General features: G+C 67.0%; 16 protein-coding genes and 5 pseudogenes. 10 read left to right on the top strand and 11 right to left on the bottom strand.

The window, feature by feature from the left end:
- Positions 1 to 84 precede the first annotated feature (84 nt).
- The 3 genes and pseudogenes from AV541_RS10500 to AV541_RS13220 all read right to left on the bottom strand — a co-directional run bounded on the left by AV541_RS10500 (position 85) and on the right by AV541_RS13220 (position 2,565).
- Positions 85 to 1,046, bottom strand: a pseudogene (locus AV541_RS10500) (recombinase XerD).
- 436 nt (positions 1,047 to 1,482) lie between these two features.
- The gene (locus AV541_RS10495) at positions 1,483 to 2,292 is read right to left on the bottom strand and encodes a hypothetical protein (protein WP_060384869.1); all 810 of its coding nucleotides are present in this window, start codon (positions 2,290 to 2,292) and stop codon (positions 1,483 to 1,485) included.
- An 84-nt stretch (positions 2,293 to 2,376) separates the two neighbouring features.
- On the bottom strand, positions 2,377 to 2,565 hold the full coding sequence (locus AV541_RS13220; RefSeq protein ID WP_008633013.1) for a hypothetical protein: 189 nt from the start codon (positions 2,563 to 2,565) through the stop codon (positions 2,377 to 2,379).
- 90 nt (positions 2,566 to 2,655) lie between these two features.
- Here AV541_RS13220 and AV541_RS10485 point away from each other — a divergent pair, with 90 nt between their 5' ends.
- The 3 genes and pseudogenes from AV541_RS10485 to AV541_RS10475 form a co-directional block, all read left to right on the top strand.
- Complete coding sequence (locus AV541_RS10485; protein ID WP_008631365.1) at positions 2,656 to 2,871, top strand: ribbon-helix-helix protein, CopG family; 216 nt, start codon at positions 2,656 to 2,658, stop codon at positions 2,869 to 2,871.
- The gene (locus AV541_RS10480) at positions 2,868 to 3,281 is read left to right on the top strand and encodes a type II toxin-antitoxin system VapC family toxin (protein WP_060384868.1); all 414 of its coding nucleotides are present in this window, start codon (positions 2,868 to 2,870) and stop codon (positions 3,279 to 3,281) included. The genes AV541_RS10485 and AV541_RS10480 overlap by 4 nt, the downstream gene beginning before the upstream one ends.
- Before the next feature lie 3 nt (positions 3,282 to 3,284).
- A pseudogene (locus tag AV541_RS10475) lies at positions 3,285 to 3,638 on the top strand (transposase); the annotation flags it as partial.
- 337 nt (positions 3,639 to 3,975) lie between these two features.
- On the opposite strand, the gene AV541_RS10470 reads toward AV541_RS10475, so the two are convergent.
- Together AV541_RS10470 and AV541_RS10465 are read right to left on the bottom strand one after the other, a co-directional pair.
- Positions 3,976 to 5,196 carry an IS256-like element ISTth4 family transposase gene (locus tag AV541_RS10470; RefSeq protein WP_060384866.1) on the bottom strand — a complete coding sequence of 407 codons (1,221 nt, stop codon included), beginning with the start codon at positions 5,194 to 5,196 and terminating at the stop codon, positions 3,976 to 3,978.
- Positions 5,197 to 5,226: 30 nt separating this feature from the next.
- Positions 5,227 to 6,180, bottom strand: a complete 954-nt coding sequence (locus AV541_RS10465; protein WP_060384865.1) for an IS110 family transposase — start codon at positions 6,178 to 6,180, stop codon at positions 5,227 to 5,229.
- Positions 6,181 to 6,470: 290 nt separating this feature from the next.
- Here AV541_RS10465 and AV541_RS10460 point away from each other — a divergent pair, with 290 nt between their 5' ends.
- The 5 genes from AV541_RS10460 to AV541_RS10440 all read left to right on the top strand — a co-directional run bounded on the left by AV541_RS10460 (position 6,471) and on the right by AV541_RS10440 (position 10,295).
- A complete protein-coding gene (locus AV541_RS10460) occupies positions 6,471 to 7,784 on the top strand; it encodes an IS256 family transposase (protein ID WP_167345979.1) in 1,314 nt (437 codons plus the stop codon).
- A 106-nt stretch (positions 7,785 to 7,890) separates the two neighbouring features.
- Entirely contained in the window at positions 7,891 to 9,015 is a 1,125-nt protein-coding gene (locus tag AV541_RS10455) for a transposase (protein ID WP_008630830.1), read from the top strand.
- Positions 9,016 to 9,124: 109 nt separating this feature from the next.
- Positions 9,125 to 9,367: an AbrB/MazE/SpoVT family DNA-binding domain-containing protein gene (locus AV541_RS10450; protein ID WP_008633599.1), complete on the top strand. Its 243-nt coding sequence runs from the start codon at positions 9,125 to 9,127 to the stop codon at positions 9,365 to 9,367.
- Positions 9,348 to 9,803 (top strand): PIN domain-containing protein, encoded by a 456-nt coding sequence (locus tag AV541_RS10445; RefSeq protein ID WP_008633600.1) that lies wholly within the window; start codon positions 9,348 to 9,350, stop codon positions 9,801 to 9,803. The genes AV541_RS10450 and AV541_RS10445 overlap by 20 nt, the downstream gene beginning before the upstream one ends.
- A gap of 57 nt (positions 9,804 to 9,860) precedes the next feature.
- Entirely contained in the window at positions 9,861 to 10,295 is a 435-nt protein-coding gene (locus AV541_RS10440; RefSeq protein ID WP_060384864.1) for a ParA family protein, read from the top strand.
- Between the two features lie 404 nt (positions 10,296 to 10,699).
- Here the strand turns inward: AV541_RS10440 and AV541_RS10435 are convergent.
- The 3 genes and pseudogenes from AV541_RS10435 to AV541_RS11630 all read right to left on the bottom strand — a co-directional run bounded on the left by AV541_RS10435 (position 10,700) and on the right by AV541_RS11630 (position 12,267).
- Positions 10,700 to 11,580, bottom strand: a pseudogene (locus AV541_RS10435) (tyrosine-type recombinase/integrase).
- 62 nt (positions 11,581 to 11,642) lie between these two features.
- Positions 11,643 to 12,119, bottom strand: coding sequence for a type II toxin-antitoxin system VapC family toxin (locus tag AV541_RS10430; RefSeq protein WP_008633604.1), 477 nt, complete (start codon positions 12,117 to 12,119; stop codon positions 11,643 to 11,645).
- Positions 12,091 to 12,267 carry a hypothetical protein gene (locus AV541_RS11630; RefSeq protein ID WP_167345978.1) on the bottom strand — a complete coding sequence of 59 codons (177 nt, stop codon included), beginning with the start codon at positions 12,265 to 12,267 and terminating at the stop codon, positions 12,091 to 12,093. The genes AV541_RS10430 and AV541_RS11630 overlap by 29 nt, the downstream gene beginning before the upstream one ends.
- Positions 12,268 to 12,891: 624 nt before the next feature.
- Between AV541_RS11630 and AV541_RS11520 the strand changes: the two are divergent.
- Positions 12,892 to 12,990: pseudogene (locus AV541_RS11520) on the top strand (IS5/IS1182 family transposase); the annotation flags it as partial.
- Positions 12,991 to 13,187: 197 nt separating this feature from the next.
- Here the strand turns inward: AV541_RS11520 and AV541_RS10425 are convergent.
- The 3 genes and pseudogenes from AV541_RS10425 to AV541_RS11515 all read right to left on the bottom strand — a co-directional run bounded on the left by AV541_RS10425 (position 13,188) and on the right by AV541_RS11515 (position 14,648).
- The gene (locus tag AV541_RS10425; RefSeq protein ID WP_060384863.1) at positions 13,188 to 13,382 is read right to left on the bottom strand and encodes a hypothetical protein; all 195 of its coding nucleotides are present in this window, start codon (positions 13,380 to 13,382) and stop codon (positions 13,188 to 13,190) included.
- Positions 13,375 to 13,695: an antibiotic biosynthesis monooxygenase family protein gene (locus AV541_RS10420; RefSeq protein ID WP_014630458.1), complete on the bottom strand. Its 321-nt coding sequence runs from the start codon at positions 13,693 to 13,695 to the stop codon at positions 13,375 to 13,377. The genes AV541_RS10425 and AV541_RS10420 overlap by 8 nt, the downstream gene beginning before the upstream one ends.
- Before the next feature lie 57 nt (positions 13,696 to 13,752).
- Positions 13,753 to 14,648: pseudogene (locus AV541_RS11515) on the bottom strand (IS5 family transposase).
- A 937-nt stretch (positions 14,649 to 15,585) separates the two neighbouring features.
- On the opposite strand from AV541_RS11515, the gene AV541_RS13215 reads away from it, so the two are divergent.
- A complete protein-coding gene (locus tag AV541_RS13215) occupies positions 15,586 to 15,720 on the top strand; it encodes a hypothetical protein (RefSeq protein ID WP_008633610.1) in 135 nt (44 codons plus the stop codon).
- Positions 15,721 to 15,821 lie beyond the last annotated feature (101 nt).

Raw genomic sequence — 15,821 nt, 5'->3', positions numbered from 1 at the left:
GGGCTCCCTGCGGGCGGCCAAGCCCTCTCCCAGGGCCTTCTCAAGTGCGGCCTCGGTTTGGGCGCGGTACCGCCCCTTTTGCCCCTACTCCTCCCCCCACCCCGGCACCACGAGGCTCTTCATCCCGGTCCAGTAGGCCACCTTCTCCCTGGGGTGGCCTTCTTTGAGGAAGCGGCGGATGGCCCGCCAGCGCAAGGGGAGGGCGAGGTCGGCCCGCCGCTTGCCCTCCGCCTTCACCCCGGCGAAGTCCGCGAACTCGGCGAGGATCCACTTGGCCTCCTCCAGGCCAAGGGGCTTCCCCCGGTTCTTCCCCGGGGCGGGCTTGAGGAGGAGGTGGGGGTAGGGGAGGGGCTGGTGGGAGGCGAGGAAGGCCCTCTGGGGGAGCCAGTCGGCGAGGACCTCCCGGGCGAGGGGGAGAGGGGGACCTCCCGGAGCTTGGTCCCCCGCACCAGTAGGCTCTTCTCCCGCACGTCCTCCTTCCAGAGGTCCGCCACCTCCTTCACCGTGAGGCCCACCTCCCCCAGGAGGACGAGGAGGACCCGGAGGAGGGGACGCCAGTAGGCGAGGGGATAGGCCCCGGCCTTTTCCAGGAGGTCCTGGTAGGCCTCCTCGGGCATGGCCCGGGAGGGGGCGACCACGGGAAGCTCCTGGCGGGAGGGGAGGCGCACGTGGGACGGCATGGGATGCCCGGCCCAGTCCAGGAAGGGGAAGAGGTGCCTGAGGCTTGCCCGGGCCCGCTCCACGGTGCCCCAGGAGAGGGGCCCCCTTTCCCCTCCGGGGAAGCCCTTCTCCTTGGCCTCCAGGAGGAAGGCCTTGGGGTCCTCGGGCTCCAGATGGGGCCACCGCCTCCCCTTGAGGGCGAGCCAGCGGACGAAGTAGCCCACGTAATGGGGGGCCGCCCGGTCGGGCTTCTTGCGGTGGCGCACCAGGTAGGCCCAGAGCGCCTCCTTGAGGGCACCCTCGTCCCACCGCGCCAACGCCTCCCCCACCACCCGCCTCCGCTCCTCGGGGTGGTCCCAGACCTCCAGCCCAAGTCCTTCTCTCATCCTCACTCCCATCTTATCACCCCACCTCCCCAACCACAACCAAATCCCGCTCCTTCCCCCCACTCCTTCCCATTCCCCTCTTCTTTCTCTCCCTTCTCTACCTCATTTCCCACGCCCTGAACCCTCTTCCCGCGAGGGCTGAGGGGGCGGGGTGGGGGAGGGGTGCAAAACCAACATGAAAGTGAGGAGAAGAGATGGAAAATCCCAAGCCCGATAGATGGGGCACTGCCGTCAGGTCCCCCTCCGGGGCTGGGCCACGCAACGCAGGAGGCTTCCACCCCCACCAGGGCCCCCGGTACCGCTATCCCAACGGGAGCGGGGCCTCTTGGAGCTCTTCCGCCAGGCCCCCCAGTGGCGGGTGGCGTAGGCCGCCCAAGCCTGGGGTGTTTGGGCCAAGGCTTGCTCAGGCCCGTGGTAGATTCCTTCGTGTGCTACCTCATAGCTCCACCCCGGCCATCCTGAGAAGCACCCGGCTACGTATGAGGTTGTGAACGAGCAGGATGAGGTTCACCCGGGCCACCAGCCCCCAGTAGGACCGGGCCTCTATCCGATGAAGCCCCAAAGACCGCACCATCACGCTGAAGCGGGTCTCTATCCAGTTCCGTACCCTTCCTCCCCTGACCCGATAGGGTGGTGTCTTGACTCCCTGGACCCAACGAAAGCCCCGGTCCCCGAGGACCGCGGGCAGACCGTCCAGCAGGTCCCTCCCCCAGGTCTCCCGGGCATTACCGGGGAGAATGGCCCAACGAAAGAAGAGACCCCGCTCGTTCATCACTGGCATGAGAACGTAGCCCGCGAAAGCCCCCAGAGGTCCTACCCCCATCGCGGCCTCGGGAAGAGAGAGGCCGTGGATGCGGTGGCCGTGGGCCAGGGGGATAGGCTTGAGGTCCACCACCTGCAGGAGGCCTTGTCCCCCAGAGAGCCTCATGGCCAGGTGAGCCAACAACCCCTGGGCCTTCTGAAGGACCCGGTAGAAGCGGGAGAGGTGGGGGAGGAAGGGGAAGTAAGCCTTGAGGGTGGTCTTGGCGGCCAAGTAGCCTTTGGCGAGGTCTTGGCCTTGCAAAAGGAGAAAGATGGCGAGGGTTAGGAGCTCGGCCAGGGTAGCCTTCTGGTGCTTTTGCTTTGGGGGGAGCTTGAAGTCCTGAGCTTGCAAGGCCTTGAGTTCGTCATCCACCCAAATGTAGGTAGCCACCAGAAGGGTTTCCGCGTCAAGATAGTAAAGGGGGTGCTCACGATCTTGCTGCATAGCACCCCCTCTTTTTTCACATCCCGAGGGTCCAGATCAAGTAGCACACGAAGGGATTTCATCAGGGAGCGGGAGAAAGACGTGCTAGCAGAAATAGCGAAGAAGCTTAGCTGCTAGGGAGAGGCCCTCGAGGCGGAAGGGCCCCCCTTCCCGGGGCAGGGCAAGGCTCCGGCAAGCGCCCCCCTCGGAGCAAGCCGAGAGCACCACCCGGGCGGGAAGGGCCTCCACCTGGACCTCCGCCGTGGCCCAGGCCCCACCCCCTTCCAGGCGCACCCGGTAGGCCCCGGGGGGCCGTCCCCATGGGTACCCGCACCCGGAGGTAGGCCGCGCCCTGGGGGGCGGCCTGGTATGATGATGTGTGATATGCGGGTGACCATCTACCTTCCCGACCACCTGGCCCAGGAGGTGGAGGCCTACCGCAAGGCCCGCCCCGGCCTCAGCCTCTCCGCCCTGGTGCGGGAGCTCCTGGAGCGGGAGCTCGTCAAGCGCCCGGAGGCCCTCCTGGAGGTTGCGGGGCTGGTGGAGAGGGCTGAGCTTTCCGCCCGGGAGCACGACGCCCTCATCCGCGAGGAGCGGTGATCCCAGAGCGGCTGGTCTTGGACGCGGGGCCCCTCATCGCCCTCCTCCACCGCTCCGACCCGGACCACGAGGAGGCGGTGAGGGGCTTCCGCCGCCTCGCCGAGGGCGGCGCCCGGCTCTTCCTGCCCATGCCCGTCCTCTTTGAGGTGTTCAAGTGGCTCCTCTTCCAGGCGGGACCGAAGGCGGCGCGGGAGGGCCTGGCCAAGGTAGAGGAGGGGGTGGTGGTGGTGCCCTTCACCCTGGAAGACCTGGAGGAAGTGCGCCTCCTCCTCACCCGGCTGCCCGGATGGGGGGGCACCCTGGAGGACGCGGGCGTGGCCCTCCTCGCCCTGCGGCTTGGGGCGCCCGTTTGGACGCTGAACTACCGGGACCTGGGGGCCTTTCCCGCCCTCCGCTTCTGGACCCCGTGATGGGGTTACCTGGCGGCGGCAACGGTGCTGGCCCTCCTGCCCCCAGAGCTCTGGGGCCGGGCGAAGAGGGCGGCCTCCTACGCGGGGCTGATCCCGGAGCGGGAAGCGTCGGGAAAGAGCGTGGAGAGGAGCCAGCTCTCCAGGAAAGGACCCCCCCTCCTGCGGCGAAAGCTCTACATGGGCGCCCTGGTGGCGGTGCGCCATGACCCGGAGATGCGGGCCTTCTACCACCGTTTGCTCTCCCGAGGGAAGAGAAAGAAGCAGGCGCTTTTGGCTGTGGCCCACAAGCTCCTCAGGCGGATGATGGGAAGGCTCAGGGAGTACTACGCAACCCAGCTAGATCAAGGGGTCGCTTAACAGGCAAGACAGTATCAATCCTCTACGAGGCTGACGGGGTTTGCAACGGCGCTACCGGGAGGCGGAGGCCGCCCTGGACCAGGTTTCATGTATCTTGCCCCCTGAGGGAGGCCCTACCGCCCTGGTTGCCGGGCACCCACGCCCGCGGGATTGATGGGTAGCCACCCGCCCCGGCCTCCCCGCCGCACAGTATCCCGGTCGTGAAAGACCGCATCCACATGGAAGGCCCACAGGGTCGGGTGGCCACCTCCCTCAGGTTACCAAAAAGGAGAGAGCCCATGACCTTCGCCGGTATTGACGTCAGCAAACCCCACCTGGACCTGGCCCTGGGGTCGTGTCAAGAGTTATGTGTAAGAGTCTGTGTACGGGGGGCATACCGCTCCTGAAGCATCTTCTCCAGTACCTCCTTCACCTCCGAGAACCCCTTTAGTTTCCGTTCTGCCCACCTCCCCTCTTGCCTCTCTGACTCCAGGTAAAGGAGCTTGTATACCGCCTCCGCCTTGGGAAACTTGTGGTCCCGCACCTTCGTCCCCCGCCGTAGCTCCCGGATAAACCGCTCCATCAGGTTGGTGCTCCGCAAGTACGGCCAAAGCACCTTGGGGTACCCGTAGAACCGCAGGAAGGCCCCCGAATCCTGTACCCAAAGCCCCACCACCCCCGGGTACCGCGAACCCCAGGCGGCCTTCACCTCCTCCAAGGCCCCAAGAGCTTCTTCCCGGCTCTCCGCCCCGTACACCCGCCTCAGGTCCTCCGCCAGCAGGCCCCGGTCCCGCGCCCGCACCTGGGACAGGCTCCACCGCACCCCGTGCACCACGCACCGCTGCCACTCCGCCTGAGGGTAGACCCTGCGGATCGCTTCAGGAAGCCCGGGCAGCCCGTCGGTGATGAAGAGCAACACCCGCCGCAGGCCCCGCTGCCAAAGCTCCCCCAGGACCCCCTCCCATCCCAGGGCGCTCTCCGTGGGCAACAGCCAAAACCCCAGGACCCGCCTCTCCCCATTAGGGGCGATGCCCAGGGCCACATACACGCTTTCCCGTACGATCCCTTCTCCTTCCCTAAAGACCTTTAGGGAAAGCCCGTCCAGGTAGACGAAGGCCATCTCCTCGGGCAAAGGCCGGGTGCGGAAGGCTCCTGCCGCCTCCAGGACCTCGTCCGTCAGGGCGCTCAGGGTCTCGTGGGAGTAGCGGTGGCCTAAGAGCAGGCTCAATATCTCGGCCGCCTTGCGCTGACTGACCCCGGCGGCGTACAAGGCCACAGCTACCTCCCCCACGTCCACCAGGCGGCGGGCGTAGGGCTTAAGGAAAGCCGGGTAATACCGAGATTCCCGATCCCTAGGGACCTTCAGGTCCACCTGGCCGAAGGTGGTCTCCAGCTTGCGGGGGTAGTAGCCGTTCCTGCGCCCCCCGTGCACCTGCAAGAAGGCCGTCCGGTCCAGCTCCAGAACCGTCTGCAGAACCTCGGCTACTGTCTCCCGCACCGCTTCCCTCAGCAAGATCCGCAAGGTATCCTGGTCCACGGGGCACCTCCTCGTGCTAAGGTGTGCCCCCCTATTAAACACGGACCCTTACACATGATACTGTCTTGCCTGTCAAGCCACCCCTTGGGCTGGCTGACCGGCGTAGTACTCCCTGAGCCGCCCCATCATCCGCCTGAGGAGCTTGTGGGCCACGGCCAAGAGCGCCTGCTTTTTTGTCTTCCCTCGGGAAAGCAAGCGGTGGTAGAAGGCCCGCATCTCTGGGTCATGGCGCACCGCCACTAGGGCCCCCATGTAGAGCTTCCGCCGCAAAAGGGGAGGCCCCTTCCTGGAAAGCCGACCCCTCTCCACGCTCTTTCCCGACTCCTCCCGCTCGGGGATGAGCCCCGCGTAGGAGGCTGCCGCCTTCGCCCGGCCCCAAAGCTCTGGCGGCAGGAGGGCCAGCACCGCCGCCGCCACCTGGGGCCCCACCCCGGGCAGGCCCATCAGGACCTCCGCCTCGGGGAGGGCGGCGAGGAGGGCCTGGATCCTGGCCTCCACCTCCCCAAGGAGCGCTTTCACGCACGACAGCTCCTTCTGGAGGAGGGCGAGGACCTCCCTGCTCCCCGCCCACTCCGCCGCCTCCATTTGGTTGAGGATGGCCTGCTCCCGCCCGGCCAGGTCCTCCCGGTAGCCCACCAGGGCCTTGAGGGTCTGGAGGGTTTCTGGGGGTAGGGTGTAGGCCCGGAGGTCTTCGTGGTAGACCTGGGCGTAGCGGGCGAGGAGGAGGGCGTCCTGGCGGTCTGTCTTGTTCCGTTCCCCCTTAGCTTTGCGGAAGGCGGCGAGGTGGTAGGGGTTGACCAGGGCCACGGGGAGGCCCTTTTCGGCCAGGAGGCGGAGGAGGGGGAGGTGGTAGGGGCCCGTGGGCTCCAGGGCGACCCAGGCGGGGTTGTGGTGGGCGAGGGCGGCGAGGAGGGCTTGACGGCCTTCGGGGGTGTTGGGGAAGCGGAGGCGGGTGGGTTTGGGGGAGTTGGAGACCAGGGCCAGGTCCAGGTGGGGTTTGCTGACGTCAATACCGGCGAAGGTCATGGGCTCTCTCCTTTTTGGTAACCTGAGGGAGGTGGCCACCCGACCCTGTGGGCCTTCCATGTGGATGCGGTCTTTCACGACCGGGATACTGTGCGGCGGGGAGGCCGGGGCGGGTGGCTACCCATCAATCCCGCGGGCGTGGGTGCCCGGCAACCAGGGCGGTAGGGCCTCCCTCAGGGGGCAAGATACATGAAACCACGCCCACCTCCTCCAGGCGGTACCGACCTGGGGCAAGTTGCAAACCTCGTTAGCCTTCGTAGGGTCGTGTAAGGATTTATGTGTAAGGGTCCGTGTTTAATAGGGGGGCACACCTTAGCACGAGGAGGTGCCCCGTGGACCAGGATACCTTGCGGATCTTGCTGAGGGAAGCGGTGCGGGAGACAGTAGCCGAGGTTCTGCAGACGGTTCTGGAGCTGGACCGGACAGCCTTCTTGCAGGTGCACGGGGGGCGCAGGAACGGCTACTACCCCCGCAAGCTGGAGACCACCTTCGGCCAGGTGGACCTGAAGGTCCCTAGGGATCGGGAATCTCGGTATTACCCGGCTTTCCTTAAGCCCTACGCCCGCCGCCTGGTGGACGTGGGGGAGGTAGCTGTGGCCTTGTACGCCGCCGGGGTCAGTCAGCGCAAGGCGGCCGAGATATTGAGCCTGCTCTTAGGCCACCGCTACTCCCACGAGACCCTGAGCGCCCTGACGGACGAGGTCCTGGAGGCGGCAGGAGCCTTCCGCACCCGGCCTTTGCCCGAGGAGATGGCCTTCGTCTACCTGGACGGGCTTTCCCTAAAGGTCTTTAGGGAAGGAGAAGGGATCGTACGGGAAAGCGTGTATGTGGCCCTGGGCATCGCCCCTAATGGGGAGAGGCGGGTCCTGGGGTTTTGGCTGTTGCCCACGGAGAGCGCCCTGGGATGGGAGGGGGTCCTGGGGGAGCTTTGGCAGCGGGGCCTGCGGCGGGTATTGCTCTTCATCACCGACGGGCTGCCCGGGCTTCCTGAAGCGATCCGCAGGGTCTACCCTCAGGCGGAGTGGCAGCGGTGCGTGGTGCACGGGGTGCGGTGGAGCCTGTCCCAGGTGCGGGCGCGGGACCGGGGCCTGCTGGCGGAGGACCTGAGGCGGGTGTACGGGGCGGAGAGCCGGGAAGAAGCTCTTGGGGCCTTGGAGGAGGTGAAGGCCGCCTGGGGTTCGCGGTACCCGGGGGTGGTGGGGCTTTGGGTACAGGATTCGGGGGCCTTCCTGCGGTTCTACGGGTACCCCAAGGTGCTTTGGCCGTACCTGCGGAGCACCAACCTGATGGAGCGGTTTATCCGGGAAGTGCGGCGGGGGACGAAGGTGCGGGACCACAAGTTTCCTAAGGAAGAGGCGGTGTACAAGCTTCTTTACCTGGAGTCGGAGAGGCAGGCTGCTTCGCGAAGCGAACATCTTGCAGGGAGGTGGGCAGAACGGAAACTAAAGGGGTTCTCGGAGGTGAAGGAGGTGCTGGAGAAGATGCTTCAGGAGCGGTATGCCCCCCGTACACAGACTCTTACACATAACAGGACTTTACCCACATCTCCGTTTCGTGGTAAATCTCCCCTTGCGGGCGCAGCCCGTATCTGGTACCGGGGGTGATCCATGGACATGCTCAAGGTGGCCGAGGCCAGGCTCCAGGAGTTCACGGGCCGTTTTGCGAGCGTTTTCCCCCGATAAGCGCCTCCACCGACGGTTTGAAGAGGTGGTGCGGGGCGCCTTGGCCGCAGGCTCAGCCCGGGTGAGCGAGATGGTGGCCTCGCTCCCTTCTCCCCTCCAGAACCGCTTCCACCAGGCCAAAGCCCTTTACCGCTTCCTGTCCAACCCACGGGTGGAGGCAGAAGCCCTCCTTGACCGGGTCTATCAGGAGAGCGCGACTGCCCTGGAGGGTGAGGAGGTTCTGGTCCTCCTGGACCTGAGCCCGGTGGTCAAGCCCTATGCCCGGGCCCTGGAGGGGATAGCCCGGGTGGGGAAGGATAGGCGGCCCGGGTACGAGCTCCTCACCGCCCTGGGGTTGGACCCCGCGGGGCGGCTGGCCCTGGGGTACGCCCACCTGGTGGCCTACGGGGAGAGGGGGTTTGCCAGCCTGCCCAAGGAGGTGGAGGGAGCCATTGAGGCGGCCCGGGAGCGATTGGGGGGCGTGGGCAGGAGGCTGGTGTATGTGGCGGACCGGGGGTTTGACGACCGGAAGGTGTTTGGGCAGGTGCTGGCCCTGGGGGAGGAGTTCGTGGTGCGGGTCTACCGGGACCGGAAGCTTGGGGAGGGGGGTTCTCTGGCGAAGGTGGCTTCTTCCCTGGCCCTTCCCTGTGGGGAGGAGGTGGAGCTGAGGGTAGGGGGCAGGTACCAGCGGGTGCGGCTCCACTTCGGATGGAGGGAGGTGGAGGTGGAGGGGAGGCGGCTCCACCTGGTGGTCTGCCGGGTGCCAGCCCTGGGGCGGCGTGGGGAGTGGTGGCTACTGACCAGCTTGCCGGTGAGGGGGAGGGAGGAGGCGGCGCGGGTGGTGGAGGCGTACCGCAGGCGGTGGGAGGTGGAGCGGTTCTTCCGGCTTTTGAAGACGGGGCTGGGGCTTGAGACCTTCCAGGTGCGGGGGCTTGCCCGGATCCGGAAGGTGGTGGCGGTTTTGCTGGGGCTGGCGGTGTTCCTTTGGGAAGTTGAGCGGTTGGGGGATCCGTTCAAGGGGTTTCTTTTGCAGCTCGGGGGCAAGCTGGGGCTGCCCAGCGAGAGGGATGGTCCGTACCTGCTCCTGAGGGGCCTGGTTCGCCTGCTCAACTATGAAGTCACCCAAGAACTCTTGAAGCAGGCTAAGGGAGGGCGAGGAAGGAGTTTTGGGTAAAGCCCTGTTACACATAACTCTTGACACGACCTGGGGCTCTATGCGGTATAACGGTCAAGTCTGAATAAGTGGGAAACAAAGAAACACGACTTTTTGGTATACTAACACCATGGAGCTGGCCAAACTCAGCCGCAAGGGCCAACTCTCCATCCCTAAGCGCCTCCTCAAGGCCTTGGGCGTGGAGGGGGAGGCCTACTTCCTGGTGGAACTCGCTCCCGAGGGAGGCCTTCTCTTGCGCCCCGCCGGGGTCTACCCCTTAGAGGTCTACACGGAAGAGCGCCTCCAGGAACTCCTGGCCGAGGACACCCTCACCGAGGAGGAGCGCGCCCGCCTTGCCGCCCTCGCCCGTTAGGCTCCACCGCCTCTTCCTGGACGCCAACGTCCTCTTCGCTGCTTGCTGGCAAGAGGGGAGAGCGCAGGCCCTTTTGGAGCTGGCGCCGAGGGCCAAGGTCCTCCTCCTCACCTCTCCCCACGCCCTGGAGGAGGCCCGGCGCAACCTGGAGGCCAAGCGGCCCGAGGCCCTGGAGTGCCTTCAGCGGATACGGGAACGGGTGCAGACGGTCCCCGAGGCCCCTATGGCGTTGGTGCGGAAAGCGCTGGCAGAAGGCCTACCCCTTAAGGATGCCCCGATCCTGGCGGCTGCCTGGAAGGCCGGCGCCGAGGCCCTGGTGACTGGGGACCGGCGCCACTTTGGGCACCTCATGGGGAAGAGGGTAAGGGGGCTCTGGGTGGTTTCGCTGGCGGAAGCCCTGGCGGGGGTGATGGGCCTCTTGGAGGACAAGGGTTAGGGGGAAAAGGCCTCAAGCCCGAACGGACGCCAAACCCCATTCCTCCGCCTGCGGCGGGTGAGGGGCTACGGGGTGGTGGTGGTGGACACGCCCCCCGCCCTCCGCTCCGAGGCCCTGGAGGCGGTGCTCAGGGCGGCGGACTACGCCGTCCTCCCCACGCCCCCCGCCCCCCTGGACCTCGAGGCCCTGGTGGAGACGGTGCGGCGGGCCATCCGCCCCCTAGGGGTGGCCCACCGGGTCCTCCTCACCCGGGTGGACCCCCGGAGCCTGGGGGAGGCCCTCGAGGCCCAGACCGCCCTCATGGAGGCCGGGGTGCCCGCCTTCCACGCCTTCGTGCGGGCCTACAAGGCCCACGAGCGGGCCGCCCTGGACGGCAAGCCCATCACCCGCTGGCGCGGCCCCAACGCCCGGGAGGCGGAGGCGGACTACCGCCGGGTGGCGGAGGAGCTCCTCAGGGAGCTCGCCCGGACCCCGGAGAGGAGGGAGGCGTGAAGCGGAAGCGCCTGGCGGAGCTGGTGAGGGAGGAGGCGGGGGACCTTCAGGAGGCTCCCGCCCCCAGGGAGGAGAGGCCCAGGGAGGCCCCTCACGGGGGGGCCTCGAGGCCTCCCCGCCGGGCGAGGGCCAAGGGGAGCGCCCCCTCCCCCCCTACCTCACCTACGTCCGCAAGGAGTGCCGCCTCCGCCCCGACCAGCTGGACGCCCTCACCGCCCTGGCCCGGAGGCTCAACCGGGAGAGGAGGGGGAAGGGGGAGCGGATCACGGAGAACACCCTCATCCGGTGGGCGGTGGACATGTTGTTGGAAAATTACCGCAATAGCGACATCTTTCACTCCGAGGACAAGGGGGATTGAACGAGGGCAAGCCAGAGGTAATGGGTGGGAGGTAATGGGTGGGATTTCACCCCACCACGTCCGGCAGCGCCCGGGCGGCCTCCTCCAGGCGCTTGCGGGAGACGTGCACGTAGACCTGGGTGGTGCTGATGGAGCTGTGCCCCAGAAGCTCCTTCACCTCGTCAATCCCCCGCCCCGCCTCCACCAGGGCGCTGGCGTAGGAGTGCCGGAGCTTGTGGGGGGTGATGCGCTGCCAGTCCTTGAGCCCCGCCCGCCTGGCCACCCGCTTCACCATAGCCTCCACTGCCCGGGGGAGAACGGCTTGCCCCGGTTGGGGCCGGAGGTGTGGCTCCAGATGTAGGGGCTGGTGGGGTGCCCCTCGAGGTTCCGGTGCTTGAGCCACTGGTGCAGGGCCCGCTGGGCCGTGGGGGAGAGGACCACCACCCGCTCCTTTCCCCCCTTCCCCTGGACCCGGATGGCGTGGGGGATCCCGTCCTGGTAGGTGAGGTCGGCGTAGGTCAGGGCCAGGGCCTCGGAGAGGCGGAGGCCCGTACCATAGAGGAAGGCGAGGAGGGCCCAGTCCCGGAGGGCCACCCGGGGGGAGCGGTTCTGGTAGGCCGCCTGGAGGAGGCGGGCCACCTCCGGCGGGGTGAGGTAGACGGGAAGCCTCCGGGGAAGCTTGGGCCGCTTGACCCCCTCCGTGGGGTCCTTGAGGAGGGGGAGGCCCTCCACCTCAGCCAGGTAGCGGAAGAGCTTCCTCAAGGAGGCCAGGACGCGCCCCGCCCTGTAGGGGCTCACCTCCCGGGAGGCGAGGAAGGCGCGGATGTGCTGGCTCCCCACCTCCTCAAAGCGGGGGGGCCTGCCGTGGCGCTCCCGGAACCAGCGGGCGAAGAGGCCCGCGTCCATGAGGTACTCCTTGGCGGTGCGGGGGGAGCGGCCTTCCTCCATCTCCAGGTACCTGCGGAAGCGGTGGAGGAGCTCGGCGTGGGGGTCTTGGGCGGCTACCATCTTCAGACCTCCTCAAAGGCGGGAACGGGCACGGTGGGCACCAGGTCACGGGCCACAAGGTAGAGCCTTCGGTCCAGGGTGAAGAAGCGCCCCTTCCCCTCCTTCTCCCAGAGCCAGGCGAAGGAGGCGAGTTGGAGGGCGTCCGCTCCCCTCAAGGGATGCTCCTCGGCCAAGGCGCCCGCCAGCTGGACCACGGGAGGGCTCAGGGGCACGCGGAGGAAGGCGGGCCAGTCGGCCCGGAAAGCGGCGCTCAGAGAAGCCTGGCGGCGGGAGGTGATGGCCCTTCCCCGGCGCAGGGCGTGGAAGGTGGCCAGGGTCTCCACGTAGGCCAGGTGGGAGGCGGCGAGGAGGGTCCCGGGGCGCTGGGCCAGGTCCACGGCCCATTCAAAGGGGTCCTCGGGCTCCAGGTAGTAAAGGCGCACCAAGACGCTGGTGTCCAGGAAGAGGGGCTCAGCGCCGGAGGTCCTGGAGGACGGCATCCAGGGGTACCCCCTTCACTCGGGGACGCCAGGGCTTGAAGCGAGGCTTGGGCCCCTCCGGGGGCTCCAGGGCCATTGCCTCCGCCAAGCGCCGCCACTCGGGCGACTTGAGCAGGGCCTTCAGTCGGGGCTCCTTGGTCTTGGGCATGGCTCCATTCTACCCCTCCGGGGGGAGGGTGCCCTCGAGGGCCCCCACCCCCGCTTTCCCGGAGTATAGCATTCGCAAAAGATTCGTTTGGCGAAGTGGCGGAGGGAGGCCCAGACCGAGGAAGAGTCCCGTCCGGGAGGGCGAAAACCCCCGAAAAAAGGGCGGGCGAGGAGCCGGGGCGGCCGGCGGAGGGTTGCGACAAAAGGCGGATGTTTGCGACAAACTCACAGACTTCCGGACTTACAGACTTCCAGAGTCTGGATGTCTGGAAGTGCACTTCCCGGTACGGCGGGTAACATGGGGGTATGCCCAGGGACGCCCTGAAACCGGAGGTCCTTGAACACTACCTGCGCCTGGCCCAGGAGGTGGCCCCACCCACCTCCAAGGGCAACGGGGCCGCCCCTGACGCTACAGCCACGCCCGCAAGGTGTTCCCCTGACGGGGAAGCGGTTACCTGGCCCTCCTTCCCTACCGCGCCTTCTTCCGCCTCACCTGCCGCAAGACGGAGGCCTCTCTCCAAGACCTGATGGAGGAGCCCTTCCCCTCCCACTGGTCCCTGGCCCGCTATGCCGTACAGCACCTGGACCCCGAACTCCTTGAGGCTCTCCTGGAGAGGCTTTCCCGACAGCCATGGCGCGGGCCTCTTTGGAGCTGATCGCCTACGGCCTTAGGGTTCTTCTCTCCCTCCTTCCCCCGCCTCCGGGGTGCAAGGCGATTTGCTAGGCAAGCCCTGGACCAGGTGTCCAGGTAGGGGTCAAACTCCCCCACGGGGCCGAAGGCGAAGGCCTCCGCCGCCTCCGCGAGCACTCCCGTTCCCCCGGCAAGCCCCAGGAGAAGGGGCCCCACCGTTTGGCGGAGGTCCGCCTTGAAGCCTTAGGCCAGGGCCACGCGGAACAACACCAAACCGATGCCGATCCGTCTCATCGCTTCCCTCCCTGCGTTTCGGACGGGGCCTTGGGGCCTTCGGGGGATGGCCTATCCAGCAGGAGAAGGAGGAGGGCCGCCTTGAGGTGGGCGCGCCTCGGGACGGGGCTCTGCGCGGGGTCGGCGGGGAAGGGGGGCCTCGCCCCCTCGCCCGTGCCCTCCCTCCGGCCGAAAAGCGAGGCCTTACGCATCCTGGCCCTCCGAGTCCAGGACCACCTCAAAGGCCTCCAGCCTGCTCGGCCCCAGGAAGGCCTCCTTGGGCAGGGTGCCGCTCCGGGCGTGCCCCTCCTTGAAGGCGGGGCTTTCCGTCCAGGCCCGGAAGGCCTCCTCGCTCTCCCAGAGGGTCATGACGACGTAGGGGTCCCCCGGGTCCTTGGGCCTCAGGACCAGGTTGCGGATAAACCCCGGCATCCGGTCCACGAGCCGGGCCCTCTGCCGGAAGGCCTCCTCAAACTGCTCGGCGTACTCGGGCCGCACGGGGATGCGGTTCATCGTCACGAACACGGGCGCACCTCCTGGAGGCCAGGCTAAGAAACTGTTGTAAAAGTCCCCTCCTCCAGCTTATGCGGCCCTGGCCAGCCGCTTCACCAGCAAGCGTATCATGCCTAAATACATCCAGGCTTCCGTTACCTCAGGGTGGTACTCGTAATCTTTCCCCAGCCGTCGGTTTCGCCCCATCCAGGCAAAGGTCCGCTCCACCACCCACCGCTTGGGCAGGGGCTTGAACCCACCCTCCCGCGGGATCTCCGGCACCTCCTCCCCCTCCCGCACCCAGACCCCCCGCACCCCCGCGTAAGGACAGGCCACCACCTCCAGCTCCAGTCCCAGCCCCCTAGCCACCTCCCGCAAACCCCGGTAACCCCAGTCCACAAAGAGCTTGCGTACCCGGGGCCACAAGGAGAGGTCCATCCCCAAAAGCAACGCCTGCCCACCCCACTTGTCGTGCTCATTGGCCGGGTGGACAAAGGCCTTCAAAAGACGGCCCCCCGTGTCCGTCAGGATCTGCCGCTTCCTCCCTTTGACCTTCTTCGCCCCGTCGTGTCCCCGGGGCCCCCCTTTTCACTCGTCTGCAAGATACGGGCTATGCCCGTGACCACCGACTGGCTGTCCATAACCAGGGCACTCGGGGAGGCATACCGTCCTCCCCGCTCCCGGTCACGACGGGCCAGAACCTGAGCTACCTTCTCCCAAACCCCTTCCTTCTGCCACTTGCGGAAGTAGTGGTAGACCGTGGACCAGTGGGGCAAGTCGTGAGGCATGGCCCGCCACTTGATGCCGTTTTCCAGGACGTAAAGTATGGCGCTGACGATCTCCCTCCTCAAGGTGTTCCCCTAACGGGGAAGCAGCGGCACCTTTGCGGGTCGGCCACCGGGCTTGGGGGCGGGGATCAACGGCTCCAGGATGGCCCACTCCGCGTCCGACAGGTCGCTGGGGTAAGATCTCCGTGTAGAAGCCACCCTTTAAGTATAGCGGACTTTTACGACAGTCTCTAACTCCTCGCAACACGCCGGAACCACGCAGTGGTGCACTCAGGCCACCCTCGGGGTGGAGCGTGCGGCTGGGCTTGTGGTAGGCGGAAAGGCGGGCGTCTCCAAGAGGCGCCGCCACACCCCGCGGGAAGCGGACCTGTAGAGCCTTCAGCGCTTCCGAGGACCAGCGAAAAGAGGGCGCCTGCGGCCTTGCGGACCATCCGGCTTCGGCTCAGGAGGTCCAGGACCAAGCTCTTGGGGGAAAGAGGAGCCGGGCGCGCACCGGCTCCAGGCCGGAAGAGAAGCTGGTCGTGGAGGAGGATGACCAGGAGCGGTCCTCAAGCTCCCCAAGGCGGCCTACCGTTATCCCGTGGTGCGGCGGGGCGACAGGCTGGAAGCCTTCGTGGTCAAGGTGGGAAAGCGGGTCTACAGCCTGGGCGTCCTCCTCAAGAACCGGCATGGGCCCTTGGGGAAGGACGGAAGTGAAGGCGGCGGTAAGCGGCCCCGGGTCGCCTGGGTTTCTTGCCGGATAACCGGCAGGAACCCCTTCCTTTTGAAGGGAGGGCCGCAGTCCTTGGGGAAGGGGTAGGTGCCCGAAAGGCTTCTCCGCCCTTTCTAGTACCGATGAATTTCCAAGAAACTGCAGGGCGGGGCAGTGGGGTCTCTTTTTCGCGAAACGTAGCTTTCGCGAAGGTGGCATCCCGAGAAACCCAAACCACCCAGGCACCCAGATAATCCAGGACCGGGCTTCGGATAAGAAACGACCGAACCTACCACGAGGGCTGCTCCAGCCGCACTCGCTCCAGGAGCATTCCGCAAGCAGGCTTACCCATGCTCTTCACACATAGCAGACACGAACAATACCCCAAGCAGGCAAGAAAGCATTGGGGCCTACGCCCTGGCCCTCCGGGAGGAGGGGCTTCCCGTGGACGGGGGCCTGGTCCTGGCCCTGAGGGAGGGGCTGAGCGTGGCGGAGGTCCCCCTGGACGAGGCGGCGGAGGCCTTCCTGGGCCTGAGGCGGGCCTTCGACTTTCTTCAGGCGTTGAAGGCTATCCCCTGAGCACCCGCTTGTACCAGACCTTGGTCACGGGCGGAGCCCGTAGCTTGGGGGCCTCGAGGTCCCCGCAGACCACCGCCCGGCTCCCGTCGGGGTAGAAGCGC

The organism is Thermus parvatiensis (assembly GCF_001535545.1).
Lineage (GTDB): Bacteria > Deinococcota > Deinococci > Deinococcales > Thermaceae > Thermus > Thermus parvatiensis.
Note: the sequence above shows the minus strand (reverse complement) of the source record. Positions and strands in the feature narration are given on the sequence as shown.